Origin of the sequence: Haloterrigena salina JCM 13891, from assembly GCF_000337495.1 — an archaeon.
Taxonomy (GTDB): domain Archaea; phylum Halobacteriota; class Halobacteria; order Halobacteriales; family Natrialbaceae; genus Haloterrigena; species Haloterrigena salina.
This window is the reverse complement of record NZ_AOIS01000028.1, coordinates 74,223-97,807: the sequence shown is the minus strand read 5'-3', so window position 1 is coordinate 97,807 and position 23,585 is coordinate 74,223. Positions and strand designations below refer to the sequence as shown.

The following is a 23,585-nucleotide window of genomic DNA, read 5'->3' as shown; positions in this document are numbered from 1 at the left end:
CGGGGCCGAACGGATAGCGGTCACGATTTTCTCGAGGAGCCTGCGTTCTCATGCTGCTAGATGGCACGCAAGACACATAGGGATAGAAGACCTTTACTCCGGCAATGAAGCGGTGGCTCCGTGAACGCGTCGACGCTGCCTACGAGCGGCTGCTCTCGCGAGAGATTTCCGGCGCACCGACCCACGTCGCGGTGATTCAAGACGGGAACCGACGGTACGCCCGCAGCAACGGCGACGACGCTCCCGAAGGCCACCGCGAAGGTGCGAAGACGACCGAACGGGTCCTCGAGTGGTGTCAGGACATCGGCGTCGAGGAGCTGACGCTGTACACGTTCTCGACCGAGAACTTCAACCGGCCCGACGAGCAAAACGAGGCGCTGTTCGATCTGCTCTGCGAGAAACTCCACGAGTTCGCGGACGCCGACCGCGTACACGAGAACGAGGTCTGCATCCGGGCGATCGGCGAGACGGAGCTGCTCCCCGACCGGGTGCAACACGCCATCGAATACGCCGAACGCCGTACACAGGAGTACGACCAATTCGTGCTCAACATCGCGCTCGCGTACGGCGGTCGGTCGCGGCTGCTCGAAGCCGCCCGCGGGGTCGCCGAGGACGTCGAGCAAGGCGACCTCGACCCAGCGGAAATCGACGTCGAGGACATCGAACGCCGACTTTACGACCGCCCGATCCGGGATGTCGACCTCATCATCCGACCCGCCGGCGAGGAGCGGACCTCGAACTTCCTGCCGTGGCACGCCAACGGCAACGAGGCGGCCGTCTTCTTCTGTACGCCCTACTGGCCGGAGTTCTCCAAGACGGACTTCCTGCGGGGGATCCGAACCTACGAACACCGCGCCGAGTCCTGGCGGCGAAACCGCGCTCGGCGGGCGCTGGCCCTGCTGGGCGCCGTCAGCGACGCCGAACTCGCGGAGGCGAAGTCGGTCGTCGAGCGGTTCCGCGACTCGCTGCCGACCGCCGAACAGCCCGATCCGGAGGAGTTAGAGACGATCCAAAACGAGCAGGGCGACGGCATCGACTCGAGCAGTCGGGCCGCCGACTGATCGACTGCGACCGCCGACGCACTCGCAGTCGCAATAGGGAGCCGACGCGACCCCAAAAATTTTACCGATATGTGTGGAAAAATAATAACCATGGTAGTAGCTGGCAGCGTCGTCGACATCGAGCGGCTCGCGCAAGTGACGAATTGCTCGATAGAGGCGGCTGCAACCCTGCTCGGGAGTTCACGGACGCGGATCGCGCTTCGGGTGCTGTCGCGGTGTGACCCGCCGGTCTCGCTCGATCGACTGGCGGCCGACGTCGCCGCGGTCGACGACGAGCGAACCCGGGCGGCGGCCCGCATCACGCTCGTTCACGCGACGCTGCCGAAACTCGAGGACTACGGGCTGCTCGAGTACGATCTCCGATCCGGAACCGTCCATCTGTCGGGTCCCCTCGTCGCCCTCGAGGAGCCGCTGGGAACGCTGCCGGACGGCGACGACCGCGAGTCGAGCGACGTCCGTGACCGGCGCCGTTAGCGGCCGAACCGACGCGAGCGGTTACAATATTCCCGGACGGCCCGCAGGAAGTCCCGCTTGCGGAAGTCCCGCCAGTTGACGTCCGTGAAGTACAGTTCCGAGTAGACCGACTGCCAGATCATAAAATCCGAGAGCCGCTCGGCGCCGGTCTTGATCACGAGGTCTGGCTCGGAGGGGAAAACGAGGTGATTCTCGACCCGCTCGTCGTCGATCTCCTCGGGCGCCAGTTGCCCGCCCTCGACGTGTTCCGCGAGCGTCCGGACCGCGCTGGTGAACTCGTGTTTCCCGCCGAGACCGATTCCGATTCGAATGGGCGCTTCCGCCGGCGTCCGATCGTCGGGGCCGCGGACGGCCACCTCGCGGGGCGCCTCGAGGGTCTCGAGTTCGCGTCGCAGGGCCGGCACCGCCGCGGCGTCGAGGACGCTGACGTAGACGGTCACCTGGGTGGCGTACTCGAAGGCCCACGCGAAGAAGTCCGTCAGCGTCCCGTAAGCGTCCCGCTCTAAGAGGTCGCGCTCGGTGATGACGAGCGCGATGTGATCGGGGAATTCGCCGTCGTGGCGACGGATGCGGAGGCTGAGATACTGTTCGTACAGACCCACGGCAGTGTGTTTCCCGTCCGATCCCATACCGGTTTCGGGTTTTCGCGGGTAGCGATTCCTCGTCTCGGCCGGCGACCGACCCGCCTGTAGCCGATCGGTCGGTCGTCCGAACGGAGAGGTTCCGACGCAACACCCCAGTGAGGCGGGGCAGAACGGCCACAGCGGAGTTCACGAAGCTTCAAGTGAACGCCACAGAAAGGACTCGATATCGTGACAGCACCTGTTCGGCGAGCAGGCGTGTTTGCAGCCCTCTGTACGCTCGCACTCGCCGTTCCGCTCGGCAACCCGCATGTCGGGGCTGTGATCGCCGCCGTCGCGGCTCTCGGGGCGCTCGCCGTGACCGACGGGCCGCTCTTCGAACTGCTGGCCTATCCGAGCGACTACGAAGCGGGGCGCCTCTACGGCATCGTCACGCTCGTGCTCGCGGGGACCACGCTCGGCCTCATCGCGGTCACGACGTCGATGTCGATCGCGGTTTTCGTCGGGACCGTCCTGCTGGTCGGATACGGCAACCTCGCCGAGCAACTCGCCCACCGGTGGACCGACCGCGATGTCGTCCACACGGCGGCCTTCTGCGTCGTCGCGACCGTCGCCGCCGTCGTCGGCCAGTCGGTGGCGCGCTCGATCGCCGACGGCGCCGCCTTCGAGTCGCTGTCGCCGGCGCTGCCGACGATGCTCTTCCTCGGGGCCAGCGGCGCGTTGCTGGCGTCACTGCTCCGGGACATCCTGTTCGCGAACGACGATCCCGTCGTCATGCTCACCGTCGGCCTCCTCGGCTGGCTGATCGCGGAGCTCGAGCCGGCGCTGGCCCTCTCCGGGGGCGAGATCGTCGTCGCGCTCGCGATCACCGTCGCATTCGGCTACCTCTCCTACGCCCTCGAGACGGCCTCGATCGCGGGGATGCTCACCGGGATCCTGCTGGGGCTGTTGACGATCGTCCTCGGCGGCTACGGCTGGTTCGCCGTCCTCATCTCCTTTTTCGCCATCGGCGGCCTCTCCTCGAAGTACCGCTACGAGGAGAAGGCCGAACGCGGCGTCGCCGAGGACAACAACGGCGCCCGGGGCAGCGGGAACGTCCTCGGTAACGCCGCCGTCGCGCTCGGGGCCGTCCTGGGATACGCGGCCAGCTCGGCGACGCTGTTGCCCGGCAATCCGGAGCCGAGCCTGTTTCTGTTCGCCTTCGCCGGCTCCGTCGCCACGGCGATGAGCGACACCCTCTCGAGCGAGATCGGCAGCGTCTTCGAGACGCCCCGGCTGATCACCACCTTAGAGCCCGTCGAACCCGGCACCGACGGCGGGGTCACTTGGCAGGGCGAGATCGCCGGCATCGCGGGCGCGATCATCGTCGCGACCATTTCCTACGGTCTCTTCGACGCGGTCGCGACCGTCGGCGCGGCGATCATCGTCGCCGCCGGCGTCGTCGGCATGACCGTCGACAGCCTGCTGGGAGCGACCCTCGAGGGGCGGGTGCTCGGCAACCAGAGCGTCAACTTCCTCGCGACGCTCTCGGGCGCGCTGGTCTGTGCACTGTTGGTCCTGTCGTTTGCCGTGCTCGGCTGAGAAGAACACCGATCGACAAGGGTCGCGAAAACGAGACGCGTTCCGTCCGCCCGGCTGCGGTGGCCGGTCTCAGTCGTCGGCGGTGGGGAACGAGCGTTCGGCGGTTTTCCCGGTCGATGCCTCGAGGTCGTCGAGCCGATCGTCGGGAACGATACGGTCGAGTCGGTCGTCGGCGCGCGCCTGCCCGGTCGCGCTGGCAGCGGTCGCCCAGAAGATCGTGAGCATCCAGACGCCGAGCAACGCGAGCGCCGCTGTTACCGGCGGTGTCATTACCGCTCGGTCGGCGCTCTCGGCTTATCAATTACTCGTCCGAGTCCCGCTCGCTGGGAGTCGCGCGAGCGCCGCATTAACAGCCACAGGAGTCGCCACAGCCGCGGCCGCCAGTCGACCGTCGAATCCACAGGTAGAGGCCGCTCCCGACGACGACGGCGCCGCTCCCGACCAGCAGTCCGGAGACGGTGCCGACGGCCGGAACCGCGACGGGCTCCGGCGGTACGAGCGTGCCGATACCGAGCCCGACGATGACGGCCGCGAGGAACTTCCCGATCCAGAGTGCAGAGGTCGACTCGAGCGCTGCTGTCTCCATCTTTCCCGAACTGTCACTCAGTACCACCTTCAGTCTTGGGGACGAGACGGGCGACTCGAGAATCGGGATCGAACCGGGACTCGAGGCCGAACAGGGCGACCCGACGGCGGCCGCTACTCCGTGTTCGGCGGTTCGTCCGCGATCTCGTCGATCGCGTGGATCTGAACGGCGGTCGGTCGCTTGGTGAACTGCCCCAGCGAGCGCGCGACGATCCGCTCGACGCCGCGGTCCGCCGCGAGATCGAGCAGCCGCTGGTCGAGGATCTCGTCTAAGACGATCGTCGTCGGCGCCGTCTCGAGTCCCTCGAGGGTGTCGTAGGCCCCGCTCGCGTCGGCCTCGTCGACGGCGTCGCCGTCGGCGTCGAGAAAGCGGACGCGGCCGGTGTTCCGCCGGACGATCGCCGTCGCGTGGCCGTAGACGGTCTCGGGTTCGGCGTCGGCGTCACTGGTATCGTCCCCAGCCGCCGCGCCGGAACCGGGTTCGGCCGATGTTGACTCGGCGGTCGGCTCCGTTGCTGACGCGTCTGAGATGTCATCGCGGACGGCACCGTCGTCGACGGTCTCGTCCCTGCCGTCCATGTCGCCGGTCGGCGCCGAGGGACTCGCCGTCTCGGGCGGTGACGTCGCGGGACCGTCGATCGCCTGCGACGAGTCGTCGGCGTCGCGGTCGGTCGCCGACTCGGTCGGCGCCGGGGCCGGGGTCGAACTGCCGTCGGTCGCGGCGACGGCCTCGCGGGGCTCGTTCATCCCCGAGACGGTATCGTAGGGGACCTTGTTCCGCAGGGCGGTGAACAGCTGGTGGTGGTCGAGATCCTCGACGGACTCGCCGGCCGGCGCGAACGCGACGTAGTCGACGTCGCCGACCTGGGACAGTTCCTCGAGGATGAGGTCACCGCCCCGGTCGCCGTCGAGGAACGCCGTGACCGTGCGATGGTGGGTCAGTTCGGCCACCGCGTCGGGGACGTTGGTTCCCTCGACCGCGATGGCGTTCTTGACGCCGTACTTGAGAAGAGTGAGGACGTCGGCACGGCCCTCGACGACGATGATCGCGTCGCTGTCGGTCACGCGGGGACCCGCGGGGAGCCCCTCGTACTCGGTGATGTCCTCCACGCGGACGTGTTGGCGGACCTCCGCGAGGATCTCTTCGGAGGACATGACGCTATCGTCGAAGCCCGTCTGGAGCAGTTCCTTCGCGCGGTCGACGACCGCCTTGCGCTTGGCCGCGCGGACGTCCTCGATTTCGGTTACCTCGAGGTCGGCCCGGCAGGGGCCGACCCGGTCGATCGTCTCGAGGGCGGCGGCGAGCGTCGCGGTCTCGACCTTGTCGAGGCTGGTCGCGATGGTGAGGTGACCTCGAGACTGGCCGCCCGTGCTGACGATTTCGACGTCGATGCGTCCGACTTTCTGCGACTGGCGGAGGTCGCGGAGATCGAGTTCGTCGCCGAGCAGGCCTTCGGTCTGACCGAAGATCGCGCCGACGACGTCGCTCCGCTCGACGACGCCCTCGGCCGTAACATCGGCGTGGATGAGATATTTCGACGTGTCTTCCATAGATCTGTCCTCGCTGCGCGGTCCCGCGGTCGGGATCGCGATCGGTTTATGTAGGTTTTGGATCGTGACGGGGAAATAGCTGTTGACCTTGCAGAACGCCGAGGATCGAATCGGCCGCCGGCGGAGGTCGACCGGCCCGGCGATCGGACCGTCCTCGAGTCGCCTCGAGCGGGACTCAGTACGCCGGGCGGTACCGGTACCAGTAGGCCGTGACGGCGAGCAACACGAGCAGACCGCCGAGGAAGAAGAGCAGGCCCGGCGGCGCGACGTCGAAGATCGCGTCGGCCACGTCCGCGGCGCCGTCGGCCGCCGCGTCGACGGTCTCGTTGTCGGTTGCGTTCTCGGTCGTCCCGTTGTCGTCGAGGCTCGACGCGCCGTCGCCGCTGGGTTCGTCACTGGTGATTCCGACGTCGTCCGACTGCTCCTCGAGGGCATCGGCACCGTCGCCGTCACCGCCCCCGCTTCCGTCCGTCCCGTCGGCCTCGCCCCCGCCATCGGTACTCTCCGGCGTCGCCTCGGCGGGCGCGGACTCCGTCACCGACTCGGCCCACCGCGTGAGACTGTACTGGACGAACAGGCCGCCGGCGGCGAGCAGCGCGACCCCGCCGACGAACCGCGAGAGGGCCTCGCGCAACAGGCTGGCCGTCGACTCGTCGCTCGTGACGATCAGCGGCCCGTCGGTCGTCGCGTAGACGCTCATCTCGTTGCCCCGCGAGGAGTACCACGTGTCGACGACCTCGACGAGCCCCGCCTCCTCCAAGTTCTCGAGGTGGTAGCGGACGTTCTGGATCGAAGAGTCGATGGCCTCGGCGACGTCGCTGGGCGTCGCGGGTTCCTCGTCGAGGCGCGCGTAGATCCGGCGGGCCGTCGTCGAGGAGAGCGCGCTGAACACCGCGTCGGCGTCCTCGCCCTCGAGGCCGACGATCCGCGGCTGGCCCTCGGTTTCGGCGGGTTCGGAGCGAAACGGGAACAGCCGGGCCATGTGAGTCGCTTCGTACTCGCGCGGCGATTACTATACGTTTTGTCCTGTCTGAAAGAGCGATTTTACCTTCGGATAACCAGTGGCTTGCGCTGGCAAAGAGCGATTTGAGTCCGAAACGACCGGCGGAGAGCGCTCTCGAGGCGTCGATAACGAAACGTCTTCAATCGCGACGGTTGAAGGGAAACTGTTACCAACGTCGGGCCGAACACCCGGATATGCGTCGACTGCAACTCCTGGGGTGGTCCGCGGTCGGGACCGTCCTCTGTGCGCTGGCGGTTCCGTGGTTCCTCTGGGGCGATTCGACGATCGTCGCCGGCCTGCCGCTGTGGCTCTGGTGGCACGTCGGCTGGATGGGACTCGCGTCCGTCGTCTTCTGGACATTCGCTCAGCGGGCGTGGGGAATCGGCATCGAACCCGGACATGGGGACGACTCGAGCGACGCGAGCGGGTCGGAGACCTCGGGCCTCGAGCGCGGGGATCGCTCGTCGCGGTCGGCACCGGGAGGTGACCGGCCGTGAGCGTCGCCGTACAGCTGGGGATCATCGTCGGCTACCTGCTACTGGCGCTGGCCGTCGGGCTGGTCGCCTACCGACTGACCGACCGGACCGCGGAGGACTTCTATCTCGCGAGTCGGACGCTGGGAACGGTCGTCCTACTCTTTACGACCTTCGCAACGCTGCTGTCGGCGTTTACCTTCTTCGCCGGTCCGAACATCGCCTACGCGCAGGGTCCCGAGTGGATCCTCGTCATGGGACTGATGGACGGGATCATCTTCGCGATTCTCTGGTACGTCATCGGCTACAAGCAGTGGCTGCTCGGCCGCCAGTACGGCTACGTCACGCTCGGCGAGATGCTCGGCGACCGCTTCGGGTCGAAACGGCTCCGCGGGCTGATCGCCGGTATCAGTTTGTTGTACCTCTTCCCGTACGTGATGCTCCAGCAGGTCGGCGCCGGGACCGCCCTCGAGGCGCTCACCGAGGGCGCGATCCCCTACGCCGCCGGCGCGGGGCTGATCACCGCGTTCATGATCCTCTACGTCGTCGTCGCCGGGATGCGCGGGATCGCCTGGACCGACACCTTGCAGGGCGCGTTCATGCTCGTCACGACGTGGGTCGCGACGATCTGGGTGCTCGCTGCCGTCGGCGGTCCCGGCGCCGCGACCGAAGCGATCGCCTCGAGCGAGGCGACGAGCGGATTCCTCTCGCTGGGCAGCGCCTATTACACGCCCCAGTGGATGCTCTCGACGGCGATCACGATCGGCTTCGGCGTCGCGATGTTCCCGCAGGTCAACCAGCGCTTCTTCGCCGCAGGGTCGAAGACGGTGCTCAAGCGCTCGTTTGCCCTCTGGCCGATCCTCTGCGTCCTGCTGTTCGTCCCCTCGTTCATGCTCGGCGCGTGGGCCGCCGGCCTCGAGGTGACGGTGCCGGAGGGCGGTAACGTGCTCCCGATCGTGCTCGCCGAGTACACGCCCGTCTGGTTCGCCGCGCTCGTCATCGCCGGCGCGATGGCGGCGATGATGTCCTCTTCGGACTCGATGCTGCTATCGGGGTCGTCCTATTTCACGCGGGATCTGTGTCGCCCGACCCTCGCGTTCTTCGGACGGGCGCTCTCCGAGCGAGGCGAGGATCTGATCGCCCGAATCGGCGTCGTGGTCTTCGCCAGCGCGGCCTTCCTCGCGAGCCTCTGGAACCCCGCGACGCTGTTCGAACTCGGCGACGCGGCCTTCAGCGGCTTCGCGCAACTGGCGCTGCCCGTACTCGTGGCCCTCTACTGGCGCCGGACGACTCGAACGGGGATCACGGCCGGAATCCTCGCCAGTCAGGCGTTCTACCTCTTGAGCCTCTTTCTCTCGATCGTTCCAAGCAGCTACGCCGGCTGGACGGCCGGCGTCGTCGGCATGGGCGTCGGACTGCTCGTCACCGTCGCCGTCTCGCTGATCACGACGCCCGCGGCCGCCGAGCGGCGGGCGATCTACTTCGAGCGGCTGGGCGCGGACTGAACGGCCGTCCGTCCGGCCGACCTCGCCGCGGCGCAACTGGTCTCTCGTGACTCCCTTGCCACTGGCACCGGGATTTTGTAGTTCGTCGCCCTGGGTACGCGCATGGACCTCGAACTCGACGGGAACAGCGCACTGGTGACGGCCTCCTCGAGCGGTCTCGGCTTCGCGAGCGCCGAGGCCCTCGCCGAAGAGGGCGCGAACGTGATGATCTGCGGCCGCGACGAGGAGCGCCTGGAGGAGGCCCGCGAGAAACTCGCCGAGGTGGGTGACGGAGAAGTCCGGGCGACGCCGACCGACCTCACGGACCCCGACGAGGTCTCCCACCTCGTCAGCGAGACGGCCAACGCCTTCGGCGGGATCGATCACCTCGTCACCTCCTCGGGCGGCCCGCCGAGCACCACCTTCCTCGAGACCGACGAACAGGACTGGTACCAGGCCTACGACCTGCTGGTGATGAGCGTCGTCTGGACGATCGAGAACGCCCACGAGCACCTCCTCGAGTCCGACCACGGTACGATCACCTGCATCACGTCTCGGACGGTCCGCGAGGTGGCCGATGGCCTCCTGCTGTCGAACTCCGTACGCCGCGGCGTGATCGGCCTCGTCAAGACCGTCTCACGGGAGTTCGCGCCCGAAATTCGCGCGAACGCGGTCCTCCCGGGAACGATCGAGACGCCCCGCATCGAGGAACTCATCGAGGCGAACATCGAGCGCGGCGTCTACGAGGACTACGAGGAGGGGCTGGCGGACATGTCGAGCGACATCCCGATGGACCGCCTCGGCGAGCCCCGCGAACTCGGCGACGTCGTGGCGCTGCTCTCGAGTCCCCGCGGGAGTTTCGTCAACGGTGTCGCCCTCCCGATCGACGGCGGGCTGTTGCGGAGTTAGGCGCGCTCGAAACCGCGTTCGAACTCCCTCGAGCGTGATTCGAACAGTAGGTGCACTCTCTGCGGTGGCGCGCGGTCGGGAGTCTGAGCGATAGCGAAGACTCCCGACGAAACTGCGCGAGGTCTTCGCGAACGTGTGAGCGAAGGCTTGTCAGAGCGTGCTCTGACAGTGGATGAGCGAGCGACTGAAGGGAGCGAGCGAATCGGTTGGGGAGGGTGTGGCAATTCCCTGTTGCCAGAACAAGCAGACCGCTTCGCTGTTCTTTTCGTGCCGTTCGAACGTCCCGTTCCATTCACGAGCCTCTACGTCGATCGGTCCAGCGGTACCCGTTCTCGAGTATCGCCATTCAAATCACCTCCTCGAAAGAATCCTCGTTCCTCGTTCTCGTAGCAACGGTGATTTCCACGTCCTCACTGCGCTCGGACAGCCGACAGCGCGCGCCACTGCACACTGGCTTTCCGGTGGGTACACTCAGAATCGCGAGCGGGACGCTGAGATCGTGTTCGGCGACGGGTTCGTCACTCGAACCGAGCCTCGAGCAGCCGTTCGACGTACTTCGCGAGCACGTCGACCTCGAGGTGGACCCGATCGCCGACCGACTTCTCGGAGAGCGTCGTGAGGTCGTAGGTCGTCGGGATGATGGCGACGGTCACTCGGCCAGCGGCTTCGTCTAGATCGGCGACGGTGAGGCTGATCCCGTCGAGCGTGATCGATCCCTTCTCGACGACGTACTTCGCGTACCCCTCGGGCAGTTCGAACTCGAAGAACCAGTCCTCTTCTACGGACTCGATTTCCGTCACCGTCGCGACCGCGTCGACGTGGCCCTGGACGACGTGGCCGTCGAACCGGCCGTCGGCCGGCATCGCTCGCTCGAGGTTGACGATCTCTCCCTCCTCGAGGGTCCCCAGATAGGTCCGCTCGACCGTCTCGGTCGCGAGGAAGACCTCGAACCACGCGCCGGTTTCGAAGCGTTCGACCGTCAGGCAGACACCGCTGACGCTGATGCTCTGGCCGTGCTCGAGGCCCGTCGCGACCGCGTCGGCGCCGATGCGCAGTCGGAGACCGTCGTCGGTCCGCTCGCGAGCGACGATCTCGCCGGTCTCCTCGACGATTCCAGTGAACATACTCGAAGGTCCGAGTCGACGGATAAAGCCGTTCCGAACTCGGAACTCGTTCCAGATCTGTGGCGACTCGAGTGTCGCCGGCGGCGATGATGGAGTCGCCGCGCTTTTGACCGCATCGCGCGTACGCCGGGGTAATGGCCGGTATCATCGACACGATCAAACTCGCGGGGACGCTCGTCTTCGCGCTTCCCGCCGCCATGGCCGGGATCCAGTTCCTGATCGACGGGAACACGCTCGTCGGCGCGACCCTAGTCACCCTCGCGGTGTTGCTCGTCGTCGTCCAGCATCACCTGACGACGCCGTCGGACCTCCCCGAACTGGTCGCCAAACGAGTCGTCGGATCGGTCGTCAGCGACCCGGAATCCGAGGACGAGGACCGCGACATCGTGGACGTGACTCCCGAGGACGAACGGAAGTAGTGTTCAGGTATCAACAGTTATTCCGCTGGAGCGACTACGGACCGATAGATGTCGGACCTCATTCTCGGACTTATTCACGCCGTCAACTTCGTAGCCGAGGGCGTCCTGAGCGTTTACGCTCGAGTAACTAGTTCCGAAGCGGACGCAGACGGCGACGCGACCGACGAGCGCTCGATAACCGACTCCAACGATACCCACTGAGCGCGCCGGTGGCCGCTACTCCTCGAGCAACGCCCGCGGCTCGAGCGAGCGCGACGGCGCCGACAGATAGGTCGCCCGCTCGCCCTCGTCGCCCTTCACGAGGAGGTCGGCGATCCGCAGCCAGCGGTCCCCCTCGACCCGCACCGCCGACTCGAGTCGCACGACGCTTCCGGACTCGATCTCGTCGCCGCCCGCGAGCGGTCGCTCTCGGGGCTCGAGCCCGACGCCGCCGACCCGCGTCGCGACGGCGTCGGGATCCTCGAAGCCGAACGCGCGGACCTCTGCCTCGAGGTCGGCCTCGACGGCGGTGACCGACTCGCTGTCGGCGGTCAACATCGCCGCCGCGGAGCGAAACGACTGGGTCGCGCCGACGTGGGCCCGCCGCTCCCGACCGCCGTCGCCGTCGACGACGAGCGTGCGGACGAGCCCCCCGTGGTAGCCGTCCGGACCGCGGGGCGCCGTCTCGAGGACGATCGGTTCGGCGGGTCGAAGCGGTTCGTCGGCCGCGTCGGCGCCGCCAGCGGCGACGGTCGCGTCACGACTCGAGGGCGCGTGTCCGGAATCGGGATTGACGACGGTGTTGCCCGCGGGAAATGCGCCCGCTGCCACGATGCCCTCGTCGATCGCCCTCCGGAGCCGGGCCGGGGTCACGGCGTCGCCGTCGGCCACGAGGTGGCCGTCGTCGACCGTCGCGTCCGCGAGTAGCGCGGCCCCCCGACGGATGCCGGCGCCCGCGGCGGTCTGCGCGGCGGCGATCCGCTCGCGTTCGGCCGGCGTTTTCGCCGCGCGAGCGCGTTCGAGGACGTCCGTCGAGGCCGGTTCGAAGCCGGCTTCCTCGAGGTAGAGCGCGGCGTCGTGGGGGAGCCGCGCCGGCGTCAGAACCGTTCCGGAAGCGACGCGATCGGCAAGTTGCGAGGCGAGCACTCGAGCGGGATGGGGCGACGCGTCGGCGGCCGTGGCCGTGAGCCATTCGCGCGTGTCACCGTCGAACGCGACGGCCGTGAGCGGTTGCTCCCGCTCGACCACTGACTGATCGCTGCGTTCCTCGGGCTCCGCGAGCGCCACCTGGCAGTACCGGAGTCCCGGATCGCGCGGGGAGCCGACGTGAACGAACGCGACGGCGTCGCGGTGCTCGAGGGCTTCGGCGAGACGCGACTCGAGGCGGTCGGCGACGCTGCCCGCGGGTGCGGTAGCGGCGTCGCCGCCGCTGGCGTCTTCGCTCTCGCCGATCGAGTCGGCGTCGGTCACGGCGCTTCGGCTTCGACCTCGTTGTCGTCGGCCTCGGCGTCCTGGGCGTCCTGGGGTTGCTGGGCCTGCTCGATCAGGTCCTCGAGGGGCATATCGGTCAGCCGGTTGTTGAGCAGGACGTCGATCGGCAGCGTCGGCGCGCCGTCGACTAAGTTCTCGAGGAGGACGAGCCGTTCCCGGGCCCGGGACATGCCGACGTAGAAGACGCGGCGTTCGTTGTCAGTGAGAACGGGGACGGGTGAGGTGTTCTTGGTGAACTCCTCGACGCCGGGGACGTCCTCGGGGTCGTCGACGGTCGCGACCATCTGCTCGACGACCTTCTCGGTGAGGTCGGTGCCGACGATGACGTGATCGGCCTCGCGACCCTTCGCGGAGTGGATGGTGCCGACGCGGACGCGGTCGGTCTCCATCCCGAGGTACTCGCCGATCGCGAAGTACGACCGGACGCTCTTCTTCTGGAAGTTGGTGACCTTCCGAACCATGTCGGCCGCCGAGGCGGGACCGGGCATGAACGGCACGTGGTCCGCGACGACGTCGGCGGGGATCATGAGCTCCGCTAAGTCGTCGATACCGGCCTCCTCCTGGCGGTCGTCGATTGTGTCGAAGAGGTCGTCGCGCTCGTTGGTCCCGAACGCCGACTCCTGGAGCATGTCGGCGAGCCGCCGGGCCTGCAGGCCGGTGACGTCCCTGCCTTCGTCGATGGCTTCGACGGCGCGGACGTACTGGGTGAGTCGGTCGGTCCACATCCGCTGGTCGGTCAGCGACGTGAACGGAACGCCCTCGGTAATGAACTCATCGATGAACTGGAACATCTGGTAGCGCGCCCGGAACAGGATCATGACGGTGCCGTCGGTCTGATCGAGCGTCCGCCGGACGTTCCGGACGACGTCGAGCATCGACGCGTTCGCTCGCGCCTCAACGGCGCCGCCTTCCTTGCGGGGCTTTAGGTCCTTGTCCTGGCGGGTCTCGATGTGGCGGATCTCCTTGTTGACCGCGTTGAGGACGTTCGAGGGGAGTCGATAGGAGTTCGGGAGAATGACGTCCTCGTCGACCTGCTCGTCGAGCAGGAGCGCGGGGTCGGCGCCCTGCCAGGAGTAGACGACCTGGTCGTCGTCGCCGGCGATCAGCACCTGCCGCATGTGGGGTTTCCACTCCTCGTAGACGTCGTACTGCAGCGTGGTGATGTCCTGGAACTCGTCGATCACCAGGAAGTCGACGTTCGGAAGCAGGGAGCGCTGTGCGACCCGCTCGAGCATGTCCGCGAAGCCGATCTTGCCCTCCTCGCCCTTGTAGGAGCGCCAGGCGCGGATCGCCTCGGGGACGTCGATCCGGTCGTCGTCGCTGGGCCAGGTCGGGGTGTACTTGTTGCCCTCCTGGGCGTTGGGATCGATTTCGGGCGGCAGTCGAACTTCTTCGTCGTTCCACTGGAAGGGGACGTCGTACCAGTCGGTGACGTCCCGTCGGGTCCGCTGGAGCCACTGGCTGGTCGCAATGACCTTGTTCCCGATCGTCGTCGATCGGGCGGTTCGGCGACCGGCGCCCGAGTACTCGTCCTCGTACTCGATGCCGTACTCCTCGCAGAACTCTTCCTTGTCGGACTCGCCGATGACGTCGCTTCGAGAGAGGTCCAGCAGTTCGTAGGCCTTCGCGTGCATCGTACAGACGTTGCCCTGCAGTGCGCGGGGACTCTCGCCGAGTCGCTCGGCCAGTCGCTCGCGAACCTCCTGTGCTGCCGCTCGCGTGTACGAGACGACGAGGATATCCCGGAAGGTTACACCCTCCTCCTCGAGGATCTCTTCGACGTGGTCGAGCAGGGCAGTAGTCTTCCCGCTGCCCGGACCACCGAACAACCGGGTCACCTTCGTCTCCGTGGTAGCCATTATCCCTGTTCAGGGTCGCAATACCCATAAGTCACGTGGGTTTTCGTCGGCAAAAATCGACGGCCGTTCGACAACGGAAACGGATCGGGACCGACGGTCAGGGGTTCCGCGGGGAGCGGGCGGTTCGCACGTTGGCCCCGTCGCGGATCTTGTCCTGACAGTCGGGACAGACCCGCGGATCGTCGACGTCGCGCGGCGTAAACACGCGCGCGTAGGCATCCGTTACGAACGCGCCGCAGTTCTGGCATTCCGGCATTGTTCTCAGCGAACTATAGGGTAACCATACGTTATAGTTGTATCGCATATTATGCGTTGAAATTACGGGTAGACGGATGCCTAACCCACCGTCTTCGAGCCGGCGAACGCTGTTCCGTTCGGTTCGGCGGACGCGAAAAAACGAGCGACGCGGAGTCGCGTTACGGCGTCGGTTCCCACCCGCAGACGGTACAGGCCGTAGCGGACGTGTCGTGCAGGCCGCCACACTCGGGGCACTGCTTCTTGTTATACTCCTGCTCCCACCCGACTCGTTCTACGGTGTGACCGCGGTCCGAGAGGAATTGGTCGATGACGTCGTCACCGCCGTCATTGGGTGAGGTTGCCATAAGTGTGTCAATGGCTGCCACAGTATTAAACGATTGGGTTGACCCCCACATCTGCCTCGAACGCCGAACACCATCGGCGACCCGACGACGGGGGTCGTCCCTCCGATCGACTCGAGCGGTGTTCCAGCGCCGCCGGCACGACCCGCGGACTTTTCTCGGTCTCGGCCCAACTAGCTCCCATGAGCGACCTTCGCCTCGATGCGACCCAACTCGATCGCTACTCGAGACACGTCATCATGGACGAGATCGGGCCCGAGGGCCAACAACGGCTGCTCGAGGCCAGCGTCCTCGTCGTCGGGGCGGGCGGTCTGGGCTCGCCGGCGATCCAGTACCTCGCGGCGGCGGGGGTCGGCCGACTGGGGATCGTCGACGACGACGTCGTCGAGCGGTCCAACCTGCAGCGCCAGATCGTCCACGGCGACGCCGACGTCGGCCGCCCGAAGGTCGAGAGTGCCGCCGACTACGTCGACGCGCTGAACCCGGACATCGACGTCGAGACCTACGAGACCCGCATCACGGCCGACAACGTCGGCGAACTCGTCGCCGGCTACGACGTCGTCTTAGACGCCAGCGACAACTTCGGCACCCGGTACCTGCTCAACGATCACTGCGTCCTCACCGAGACGCCGCTCTCCCACGGCGCGATCTACCGCTTCGAGGGGCAGGTCACGACGTTCACGAACGAGCGCGGGGGAGAAGGGGACTCTCCGCCCTGCTACCGCTGTATCTTTCCCGAGGCACCCGAACCGGGCACCGTCCCCGACTGCGCCACGACCGGCGTCCTCGGCGTCCTGCCCGGGACCGTCGGCTGCATTCAGGCCACCGAGGTCGTCAAGTACATCCTCGGAAAGGGGGAGCTCCTCGAGGGGCGCCTACTCATGTACGACGCGATGGACATGAGCTTCGAGGAGGTGCCGATCCAGTCGAACCCGACCTGTCCAGTCTGTGGCGACGAGCCCGAGATCGAGTCGGTCGAGGACGTTAGCTACGAGGGGAGCTGCGAGATTTCCGCGGATTGAACATCTAATCAGCAAGAATTTACACTTCGGTTTCTCCAGATTGAGTGACCGCTCCGCGGTGGCGCGTGCTGTCGGCTGGTCGAGTGATCGCGAGACCAGCCGACGAAGTTACGCGAGGGATGAGCGACCGGAGGGAGCGAATCGGCTGGGGAGGGAGTGGCAATTCCTTGCTGCCACGAGAGGCGGAACCTCGCGTTCATCCAAACGCCGCTCGGAAACGCGCCTCGGAACGTTGTGGCTATCTTCACTGAGCAACGTCACGTGAAAAATCGGTCCCGCTATTCCGCGTCGTCGGCCAGCCGCTGCTGGCACGCCTCGAGGATCGCAACCTGTCGCTCGAGTAAGTCGCCGGCCATTTCGTCGTTCGCGTCGGCCATCTCCTCGAGTTGCGCTCGCATCGACCGGAGCAACTCGAGGTGAGACGCGAGCTGCTGCTCGAACTCGTCGGCGGCGAACTCGTCGGCCGGGAGCTGGGCGTTTGCGTCCTCGAGGTCGCCGATCGACCCCTCTATCGACTGGGGCGCTCGACGATCCGAATCGGCGCCACCCAGCAACGCACTGACGGCGTCGAAGTAGCCGCTGGTTGCCGACTGCGTCGCCTCGAGGCCCTGCCGTTGCAGCCGGAGCGGCGTCTCGACCGCGGAGCGGGCGGCGGCCTGCTGGGCGGCGATCCCCTGCTTGACCAGCTCCTGTCCGGCGGTCATCGCGGCCCGCTGTGCCGAAATCATCGCTCCGAGCGGCGAGTCCGATCGACCGTCTCCGCCACTCGTTTCGGTGTCGGTGCCGATCTCGGTCTCCGCGTCGGAAACCGCCGCCTCGTCGACGCGCTCTCTGGCGACCACTCCGTCCACGTGCTCGGCGTCGGTCGCCTGGCCGGCGAGCGTCTCCGGATCGAGCTCTGTCTCGGAACCCGCGTCCGCGTCGGAGTCGACCGCGGATTCGATGTCGACGTCGGGAACGACGTCCGTCGGCGACTGCTGCTCGTCCGACGTCGGCGACTCGAGTGCGGTCTCCGGCCGTGGATCGGCCTCGGGACCCGAGCGAGCGTCGACGTCGGGATCCAGTTCCGCCTCCGGGCGGGCGTCAGCCCGCGACCCTGAGTCGTCCGTCGCGACCGATTCGATGTCGACGCCCGTATCGACCGCATCGGCGAAGTCCGTCGATTCGGTCCCGCTCGAGGACGCCTCGCGGTCGGCCTCAGTGGTCGATTCCGCGGCCGACTCGAGGTCGAGACCGGTGTCGACCGCGTCGGCGACGTCGGCGTCCGCGTCGGTCTCCGTCCGGTCCGGTTCGTCGGATTGGTCGCCACTGGACGCTACCGCGGCTTCGATATCGGTGCCAGTATCCAGTTCGTCGGCGAGATCCGTCTCCTCGGTCGCCGGTTCCGACGCGTCGTCGCTCGAGTCGCTCGTTGCCGACTCCGCGGTCGATTCGGGAACGTCTCCGCCGTCGGCGTCGTTCTCGCGGCCGGTGTCGTCCTCGAGGTCGGCATCGGCCGGCGCCCCCATCTCGGCGTGGTCGGGTGCAGACTTGGCCTCGCCGACCGGCGCGTTCTGGACGCCCGCGCGATCCATCTCGCTGGGGGCATCCCCGTCTCGAGTGCCGCTCATTTCGTCGGGAGACGCCCGTGTATCGGCGGTTTCGGCGTCGATCCCGCTCTCCGTGTCTCCCTCGCTCCCCGTGTCAGACTCGTCGCCGACATCCGGCTCGCGCTCCGTCTCCGACTCGCTCCCTCTGCTCGTCTCGTCTTCCGTTCCCGGTTCGTCCATCTCGAGTGGTTCCGCCTCGATCTCGCTCGGCGTCTCGGACGTGTCGGCCCTGTTACGCGCGTCGCTATCGTCGGAAGCGTCTATCGAGTCATCCGCCATCGAGTCGTCGGTCTCCCCCATCGGTTCGATCGGGTCGGAGTCGGCGGAAGCGTCCGTCGACTCGTCCAGTTCTGGATCGCCGGGCGCGTCTATCGGCTCGCCCATTCCCGGTTCGTCGGGCGGGTCTACCGACTCGTCGATATCCGGGTCGTCGATCATGGACGGCTCCGCTGGCCGTGTCGTCTCCGACTGCGCGTCGTCGGCTTCGAACGGATCGGGCGCCTCGGTGGGCGTATCGGCGGGCTCGGCGGTCCGCTCGGTTGCGTTCCCCGTCGCAGTCTCTCCCTCATCGACGGTGTCACGCTGGGCGGTCCGGCTCATCTCTTCGGCGAGTTCGGTGTCCGGGTCGCGCTCCGCAGCGTTCGCGGGTTCGTCGTCCGCTCGAGACACCGGCTCCGTCGCGTCGTCGATCTCCGACGGCGTCGATGCCGCTCTGTCGAGGTCCGCCGGTTCGTCCGTCGACGTCTCGGACGCCGTCTCGCCCGCCGCGGCCGTCTCGAGGCGGATCGTCTCGCTCGAGATCTCGTCGACGGCCTCCTCGTGGATCGCGACGGCGTCATCGTGGCTCCCCCTCCAGCCGAGGGCGGCCCTGATCGAGTCGACCAGGCCGGCCCGGGGCTCGACGAGGGCCGTGTCGTCCTCGACGGACGTGACGGTCCCGATCACCTCGCCGGACTCGTTCTCGACGGTTTTCTCGAGATCGTCGTCGGTAAACGTGGCGCTCATGGGTGACTCTCGGGCCGCTCCGAGGCAAGCCACTGCTGCCTGCACCCGCGGGCTGCGTCAGAACCGCCGCTCTGACGGGTCGACACGGTGGGATCGTCGCTCGAGACCGAGACTCCTCAGCGTCCGGGCGGGTCGAACTCGGTCTGTTCCGACTGCGGTTCCGGTCCGGTATCGTCCCTGACGGCGCGGAAGGCCCGACGGTATCTGGCGATCTTCCGGTAGAGGAACGCGCCGATGGCGAGGTCGAACAGGACCACGTAGCCGATAAACGCCGCGCCGAAGGGAAGCGGGGTGAAGCCGGTGACGAGCTCCGGGACGATACCGACCGTAACGTTGTACGTGCCGTGGATGAACGCGGCGATCAACACCCCCTTCGTGGCGATCGACCCGGCGTGCTCGGGATTGAACTTCGCGAGTCCGAGGTAGTAGCCCGCGATCGCCGAGTAGATGACGTGGCCGGGACCGACGAGCGCCCGGACGGTCGTGGTTCCGGCGGCGACGGTGAGGAGTCCGCCGTCGGCCGTCGCGACCGCGCCGGAAATGTAGAGGGTGTTCTCGATCGCGGCGAAGCCGAGTCCGGCGACGGCGCCGTAGACTGCGCCGTCGATGACGGCGTCGAACGCCTCGCTCCGGTACGCGAAGAACCGGACCGCGAGCAGCTTCACCGTCTCCTCGACGGGACCGACGATCAGGTAGAAAAAGAGGACCATCCCGACGGAGCCGAGCGCCTGAAAGCTCGGACTGAACAGGGAGTTGACGACGGCCGCGAACGTCGCGAACAACACGGCCAGCACGAAGGTCGCGACGAGCAACGTGAGCGGTTCGTTCGTCGTGATATCCGAGTACCAGATGAAGGCCGCGAGGATCGCCGCCGGAACGACCGAGAGCCCGAAGAAGACGGCGATGAATATCGATCCCTCCTCGAGGACGAGCAGCGCCGGTTGGACCAGCAACGCGACGGTGATCGCGAACGCGACCGCGAGCACGATCGTCTGCAACCCGTAGTTAATCGCGGTGTAGATCGCGTACGCGAATCGATCGAGGCGGGATCTCGGCTCCCACGTCGAGACGTCGTACAGATCGGTCGACTCCTCGCTGGCTGCTTCGACCGGATCGCGCCTGCGTGCCATACGCAAGTGTACACGAGCCGGCCCAGTATAGGTTCGGCACACGGACTCAAGTGGTGGGTACCCGGCGGCGTTCGGACTCACCGTCGCCGGGAAAGAACCCAACTCGGAATCCACAAAGGCCCGCCCCGCGTATCGGTGCCCATGCACTTCGATCAGCGAACCCAGCAGGCGCTTCGCGACGTCGGCCTCGAGACCGACGATCTCCGAGCGGCCTCTGAGGCGGTCGTCGAGGCCGTCGAAGCCGACGCGGCGGCGCTCGAGGAGTTCTTCGACGAGCGCGACGCGGTCTACTCGGATATGGATATGGCTCACTCGTCATCGGACTACCCCGAACACGCCGTCGAGTACCTCGATCTGACGACCCACGCCGACGAGATGCGGGGCTGGCTGCGGTTCGACACGTGGGGCGTCTACGTCGAGGACGGCCGCGTGCTGCCGGACGAATCCGTCGAACTGACGCTCGGACCGACGATCAATGACCGCGTGCGGTTCGCGCCGGACCGGGAGACGCTGCGGTGAGCTCCAGTATGGAGGGACAGCGATGACGACGGGACGCGTCCGCGGCATCTACACCACCGCGATCACGCAGCTGCTCCGCAACCGCGGCTGCGAGGTCGTCCAGGCCTCCGAACCCATCCGGGAGCGGTTCGATGCGTCGTTCGAGGCCGCGCCGGCGGACGTGGCGATCGAGACGACTCGGGACCGACAGGGCGTCGAACTCTCGGGCGAGCCCGACGCGGTCGAGACAGTCGCGAGCGAACTCGAGTCCCTCGCGATCGATAGCTTCCGCTGGGACGACGCCGTCCCCCGCGGCGCGGTCTTCGACTGCGAGGTCGTCGACGCCGGCGGCGGGGGCGGGGCGACGGTCGACCTCGGCGACGGCCGACGGGGCTACCTCCACTACGACGACGCCGACGGCTACGTCGACTCGGGGAACCGCTACCGCGTTCAGGTCACCGAGCCCGCGCCGCCGTGGACCGACGACGACCCGCGCGTCGAGCCGACCCTCGAAGCCGCGGACGGACTGGTCGCCCTCTCGCGCGATCGGTCCGGCGTTTCAGCGGCACTCCGGGGTGAGCGGGCCGACGAACTCGTCGGCATGACCGACCTCCTGTCGGTCGACGTCCCCGACGGCTGGGGCGTGCGCTGGCAGGGAACGGCAGCCGACGCCGACCTCGAGGCGATGGGAACCGCCCTCGAGCGGGCGGTCGATCGCGCGCAGGCGCTCGAGGACGCGCTCGCCGACGCGCCCGAGACGCCGGGCGAGCCCGACCACCTCGCCGCGCCGCGGACCACGACGTGGGTCTGGTTCGGCCGCGAGTCGCGGTTCGCGCTGGACGGAGTTCGCCGCGAGGTCGAGACGACGATGGCGGGCCACCACCGGACGAAGGCCGCCGACCGGGCCGCGAGCGCGGCCGTCGACTTCGCGGAGGCCGTCTGCGAGTCCCCCGGCGAGAGCGACGACGGCGACGGGTTCCCCTTCGATGCGGTCTCGCGCCAGTTCGGACCGACGACCGGCGACCGCCTCGAGATCGGCCACGGCAAGCCCGACGGGCGACTCATCTCGCTCGGCCGCGGCGAGGTAACCGACTGGGACGCCGACGGCTCAATCACCCTCGAGCGGTCGATGCGCGGCGGCGGCAGCTACGACGCGCTCGGAGTACCGAAGGAGGAGGGCGACGTCGCCATCACCAAGTTCCGCGAGGGCCGCTGGTGGTATCCGACGACGTACAGGGACGAAAACGGGACGGCGAAGGGAACGTACGTCAACGTCTGTACGCCTGTCGAACTCTTCCCCGGGACGGCGCGGTACGTCGACCTCTACGTCGACGTGATCCGCCGCGCCGACGGGACGGTCGAGACGGTGGACGAGGACGAACTCGAGGCCGCGGTCGACGACGGCCACGTCTCCGAAGAGTTGGCCGAGAAAGCGATGAACGTCGCGGCGGCGGTCGAACGGGCGCTCTCGAAGTAAGGCGGATCGAAATCGGGATTTTACCGGGTCGCCGGACGTAGCGCTCGAACGCTAGCGGTGACACTCGAGCCCCGAGACGCAGACTCAATCCGAGATGCTCGCGATATCGCCCTCGCCGGAGGCGGAGCCGGTCGGCAACAGGTGGACGTAGTCGTCGAGATCGAGGGCGAACTCGCGGTTCGTCGACGGCTGGATCCACCGGAACTCGAACTCGGCGCCGTGTTCCTCGCCGCCGTCGGTGACAGTGTGAGTCCAACTGTCGCGCGGTTCGTGGACCGTCGCGTGGAAGAAGTGCCGGACGTACCGCTTGGGCGGCGACTCGCGGCGCGTCCAGACGTCGGTCGTCAGCTTCGTCGCACCGTTTAACGTGCCGAGACCGCTTTCCTCGAGAACTTCTCTGAACAGCGCCTCCGCAGGCGATTCGCCGGCCTCGAGCGTCCCTTTCGGGATCTGGAGACCGTCGTGTCCCGGCCCCTCGAAGACCAGTAGCTCACCCGACCTGCGAGTGATGTATGCGCACGCTTTCTGGACGTACGTGACGTTACTCATGATACGATATCGACACCGTTCTCCCGTAAAAACCCTGTCCCGTAGTATGTTAAAAGACACTAAGGATATTGTACGTTCGATTCGGAATCGAGGGAGAAACGAAACGGACGGACTGGGAGATTAGTCCGAAGCGATCGTCGCGTCGACGTCCTCGATCGGCTCGTCGTCATCGAGGTGCGTAAAGAGCGTCGCGAGCGCCGGCCCGGAGACGTTGTGCCAGACGCTGAACAGCGCCGGGATCAGCGCGGCGCCGGGGCTGAAGTGCGCGGTGGCGAGGGCGACCGCGAGCCCGCTGTTCTGGAGGCCGACCTCGAACGCGCAGGCCCGCGCTCGATCCTCGGCCATATCGGTCGCGCGGCCGACAGCGTAGCCGGATCCCAGTCCGAGCCCGTTGTGCAGGACGACCGCGAGAAAGACGAGCGCGCCGGCGCCGAGAATCGTCTCGACGTTAAGTCCCACGACGGCCGCGACGATCGCGACGATCGCGACCACGCTGATCGCCGGGAAGACGGAGAGCCCCGCCTTCGCGACGGCCGGCGCGCGCCTGTCGAGGACGTAGCGCAGCGTCAGTCCGCCGACGACCGGAAGCAGTACGACCTGGACGATCGACTCGGCCATCTCCGCGAACGTGACCGAGATCGACTCGCCGGCCAGCGTGACGATCCAGGCCGGCATCACCAGGGGCGCGGCGATCGTCGTCACCGTCGTGATCGACACCGACAGCGCGACGTCACCCCGTCCGAGGTAGGTCATTACGTTCGACGCCGTTCCGCCCGGCGACGCGCCGAGCAGGATCAATCCGAGGCCGATCTCCCACGGTAGCCCGAGCGCGACGACGAGGGCGTACGCGATCGTCGGCATCAGAATCCACTGGGCCAGCGCACCGATGGCGACGTCGCGCGGCCGCTCGAGGATCCGCTGGACGTCGTCGGGCGTCAGCGTCAGCCCCATTCCGAGCATGATGATTCCCAGCAGGGGCGTGATATACGGCGCGATCGGCGTGAAGAGATCCGGCGCGTACAGCGCCAGCGGCGCGGCGATCAGCACCCAGAGGACGAAGTACTTGCTCGTGAACTCACCGATCCGCTCTAGAGAAGACTGCCAACCCATTCGAATCAGCAATCCGCGTGTCTCGGGCATTA

25 protein-coding genes are annotated in these 23,585 nt (G+C 67.2%); 11 read left to right on the top strand and 14 right to left on the bottom strand.

The annotated features are described in order from the left end of the window. The first annotated feature begins 104 nt into the window (after window positions 1-104). Both uppS and C477_RS07460 read left to right on the top strand, forming a co-directional pair. Window positions 105-1,061, top strand: coding sequence for a polyprenyl diphosphate synthase (uppS, locus tag C477_RS07465; RefSeq protein ID WP_008893851.1), 957 nt, complete (start codon window positions 105-107; stop codon window positions 1,059-1,061). A gap of 90 nt (window positions 1,062-1,151) precedes the next feature. Next, entirely contained in the window at window positions 1,152-1,535 is a 384-nt protein-coding gene (locus tag C477_RS07460; RefSeq protein WP_008893850.1) for a DUF7344 domain-containing protein, read from the top strand. On the opposite strand, the gene C477_RS07455 is transcribed toward C477_RS07460, so the two are convergent. Next, window positions 1,532-2,137, bottom strand: coding sequence for an undecaprenyl diphosphate synthase family protein (locus C477_RS07455; RefSeq protein WP_008893849.1), 606 nt, complete (start codon window positions 2,135-2,137; stop codon window positions 1,532-1,534). The two genes, C477_RS07460 and C477_RS07455, sit on opposite strands and share 4 nt — an antisense overlap. Window positions 2,138-2,347: 210 nt before the next feature. On the opposite strand from C477_RS07455, the gene C477_RS07450 reads away from it, so the two are divergent. Then, on the top strand, window positions 2,348-3,697 hold the full coding sequence (locus C477_RS07450; protein ID WP_049914393.1) for a DUF92 domain-containing protein: 1,350 nt from the start codon (window positions 2,348-2,350) through the stop codon (window positions 3,695-3,697). A 69-nt stretch (window positions 3,698-3,766) separates the two neighbouring features. On the opposite strand, the gene C477_RS07445 is transcribed toward C477_RS07450, so the two are convergent. The 4 genes from C477_RS07445 to C477_RS07430 all read right to left on the bottom strand — a co-directional run bounded on the left by C477_RS07445 (window position 3,767) and on the right by C477_RS07430 (window position 6,815). Further along, a complete protein-coding gene (locus C477_RS07445) occupies window positions 3,767-3,967 on the bottom strand; it encodes a hypothetical protein (RefSeq protein WP_008893847.1) in 201 nt (66 codons plus the stop codon). 76 nt (window positions 3,968-4,043) lie between these two features. After that, the gene (locus C477_RS07440) at window positions 4,044-4,283 is read right to left on the bottom strand and encodes a hypothetical protein (protein ID WP_008893846.1); all 240 of its coding nucleotides are present in this window, start codon (window positions 4,281-4,283) and stop codon (window positions 4,044-4,046) included. Between the two features lie 113 nt (window positions 4,284-4,396). Next, entirely contained in the window at window positions 4,397-5,833 is a 1,437-nt protein-coding gene (gene dnaG, locus C477_RS07435; RefSeq protein WP_008893845.1) for a DNA primase DnaG, read from the bottom strand. A gap of 175 nt (window positions 5,834-6,008) precedes the next feature. Beyond that, window positions 6,009-6,815: an ArsR/SmtB family transcription factor gene (locus C477_RS07430; protein ID WP_008893844.1), complete on the bottom strand. Its 807-nt coding sequence runs from the start codon at window positions 6,813-6,815 to the stop codon at window positions 6,009-6,011. A gap of 215 nt (window positions 6,816-7,030) precedes the next feature. On the opposite strand from C477_RS07430, the gene C477_RS07425 reads away from it, so the two are divergent. From C477_RS07425 to C477_RS07415, 3 genes are all read left to right on the top strand, one after another. Continuing rightward, entirely contained in the window at window positions 7,031-7,333 is a 303-nt protein-coding gene (locus tag C477_RS07425; RefSeq protein WP_008893843.1) for a DUF3311 domain-containing protein, read from the top strand. Next, window positions 7,330-8,814: a sodium:solute symporter family protein gene (locus C477_RS07420; RefSeq protein ID WP_008893842.1), complete on the top strand. Its 1,485-nt coding sequence runs from the start codon at window positions 7,330-7,332 to the stop codon at window positions 8,812-8,814. The genes C477_RS07425 and C477_RS07420 overlap by 4 nt, the downstream gene beginning before the upstream one ends. A 102-nt stretch (window positions 8,815-8,916) precedes the next feature. Then, complete coding sequence (locus C477_RS07415; protein WP_008893841.1) at window positions 8,917-9,702, top strand: SDR family oxidoreductase; 786 nt, start codon at window positions 8,917-8,919, stop codon at window positions 9,700-9,702. A 518-nt stretch (window positions 9,703-10,220) separates the two neighbouring features. Here the strand turns inward: C477_RS07415 and C477_RS07410 are convergent. After that, window positions 10,221-10,826 carry a riboflavin synthase gene (locus tag C477_RS07410; protein WP_008893840.1) on the bottom strand — a complete coding sequence of 202 codons (606 nt, stop codon included), beginning with the start codon at window positions 10,824-10,826 and terminating at the stop codon, window positions 10,221-10,223. A gap of 134 nt (window positions 10,827-10,960) precedes the next feature. Between C477_RS07410 and C477_RS07405 the strand changes: the two genes are divergently transcribed. Further along, entirely contained in the window at window positions 10,961-11,245 is a 285-nt protein-coding gene (locus C477_RS07405; RefSeq protein ID WP_008893839.1) for a DUF7533 family protein, read from the top strand. 48 nt (window positions 11,246-11,293) lie between these two features. Beyond that, entirely contained in the window at window positions 11,294-11,446 is a 153-nt protein-coding gene (locus tag C477_RS24015) for a hypothetical protein (protein WP_008893838.1), read from the top strand. A gap of 15 nt (window positions 11,447-11,461) precedes the next feature. Here the strand turns inward: C477_RS24015 and C477_RS07400 are convergent, their stop codons facing one another. The 4 genes from C477_RS07400 to C477_RS07390 form a co-directional block, all read right to left on the bottom strand. Next, entirely contained in the window at window positions 11,462-12,694 is a 1,233-nt protein-coding gene (locus tag C477_RS07400; protein WP_008893837.1) for a M24 family metallopeptidase, read from the bottom strand. Next, the gene (locus C477_RS07395) at window positions 12,691-14,574 is read right to left on the bottom strand and encodes a UvrD-helicase domain-containing protein (RefSeq protein WP_008893836.1); all 1,884 of its coding nucleotides are present in this window, start codon (window positions 14,572-14,574) and stop codon (window positions 12,691-12,693) included. The genes C477_RS07400 and C477_RS07395 overlap by 4 nt, the downstream gene beginning before the upstream one ends. Before the next feature lie 97 nt (window positions 14,575-14,671). After that, entirely contained in the window at window positions 14,672-14,830 is a 159-nt protein-coding gene (locus C477_RS24010) for a DUF7563 family protein (RefSeq protein WP_008893835.1), read from the bottom strand. Between the two features lie 160 nt (window positions 14,831-14,990). Further along, a complete protein-coding gene (locus C477_RS07390) occupies window positions 14,991-15,176 on the bottom strand; it encodes an HVO_0416 family zinc finger protein (protein ID WP_008893834.1) in 186 nt (61 codons plus the stop codon). Window positions 15,177-15,355: 179 nt separating this feature from the next. Between C477_RS07390 and ubaA the strand changes: the two genes are divergently transcribed. Continuing rightward, complete coding sequence (gene ubaA, locus C477_RS07385) at window positions 15,356-16,195, top strand: SAMP-activating enzyme E1 (RefSeq protein WP_008893833.1); 840 nt, start codon at window positions 15,356-15,358, stop codon at window positions 16,193-16,195. Window positions 16,196-16,473: 278 nt separating this feature from the next. Here the strand turns inward: ubaA and C477_RS07380 are convergent, their stop codons facing one another. Together C477_RS07380 and C477_RS07375 are read right to left on the bottom strand one after the other, a co-directional pair. Continuing rightward, window positions 16,474-18,789 (bottom strand): ATPase AAA, encoded by a 2,316-nt coding sequence (locus C477_RS07380; protein ID WP_008893832.1) that lies wholly within the window; start codon window positions 18,787-18,789, stop codon window positions 16,474-16,476. Between the two features lie 116 nt (window positions 18,790-18,905). Then, the gene (locus tag C477_RS07375; protein WP_008893831.1) at window positions 18,906-19,919 is read right to left on the bottom strand and encodes a PrsW family intramembrane metalloprotease; all 1,014 of its coding nucleotides are present in this window, start codon (window positions 19,917-19,919) and stop codon (window positions 18,906-18,908) included. A 141-nt stretch (window positions 19,920-20,060) separates the two neighbouring features. Here C477_RS07375 and C477_RS07370 point away from each other — a divergent pair, with 141 nt between their 5' ends. Further along, on the top strand, window positions 20,061-20,438 hold the full coding sequence (locus C477_RS07370) for a DUF7532 family protein (RefSeq protein WP_008893830.1): 378 nt from the start codon (window positions 20,061-20,063) through the stop codon (window positions 20,436-20,438). Between the two features lie 22 nt (window positions 20,439-20,460). Further along, window positions 20,461-21,894 carry a DUF402 domain-containing protein gene (locus C477_RS07365; protein WP_008893829.1) on the top strand — a complete coding sequence of 478 codons (1,434 nt, stop codon included), beginning with the start codon at window positions 20,461-20,463 and terminating at the stop codon, window positions 21,892-21,894. 84 nt (window positions 21,895-21,978) lie between these two features. Here the strand turns inward: C477_RS07365 and C477_RS07360 are convergent, their stop codons facing one another. Next, complete coding sequence (locus C477_RS07360; protein WP_008893828.1) at window positions 21,979-22,443, bottom strand: NUDIX hydrolase; 465 nt, start codon at window positions 22,441-22,443, stop codon at window positions 21,979-21,981. A 120-nt stretch (window positions 22,444-22,563) separates the two neighbouring features. Then, window positions 22,564-23,553 (bottom strand): bile acid:sodium symporter family protein, encoded by a 990-nt coding sequence (locus tag C477_RS07355; protein WP_008893827.1) that lies wholly within the window; start codon window positions 23,551-23,553, stop codon window positions 22,564-22,566. Between the last annotated feature and the right edge of the window lie 32 nt (window positions 23,554-23,585).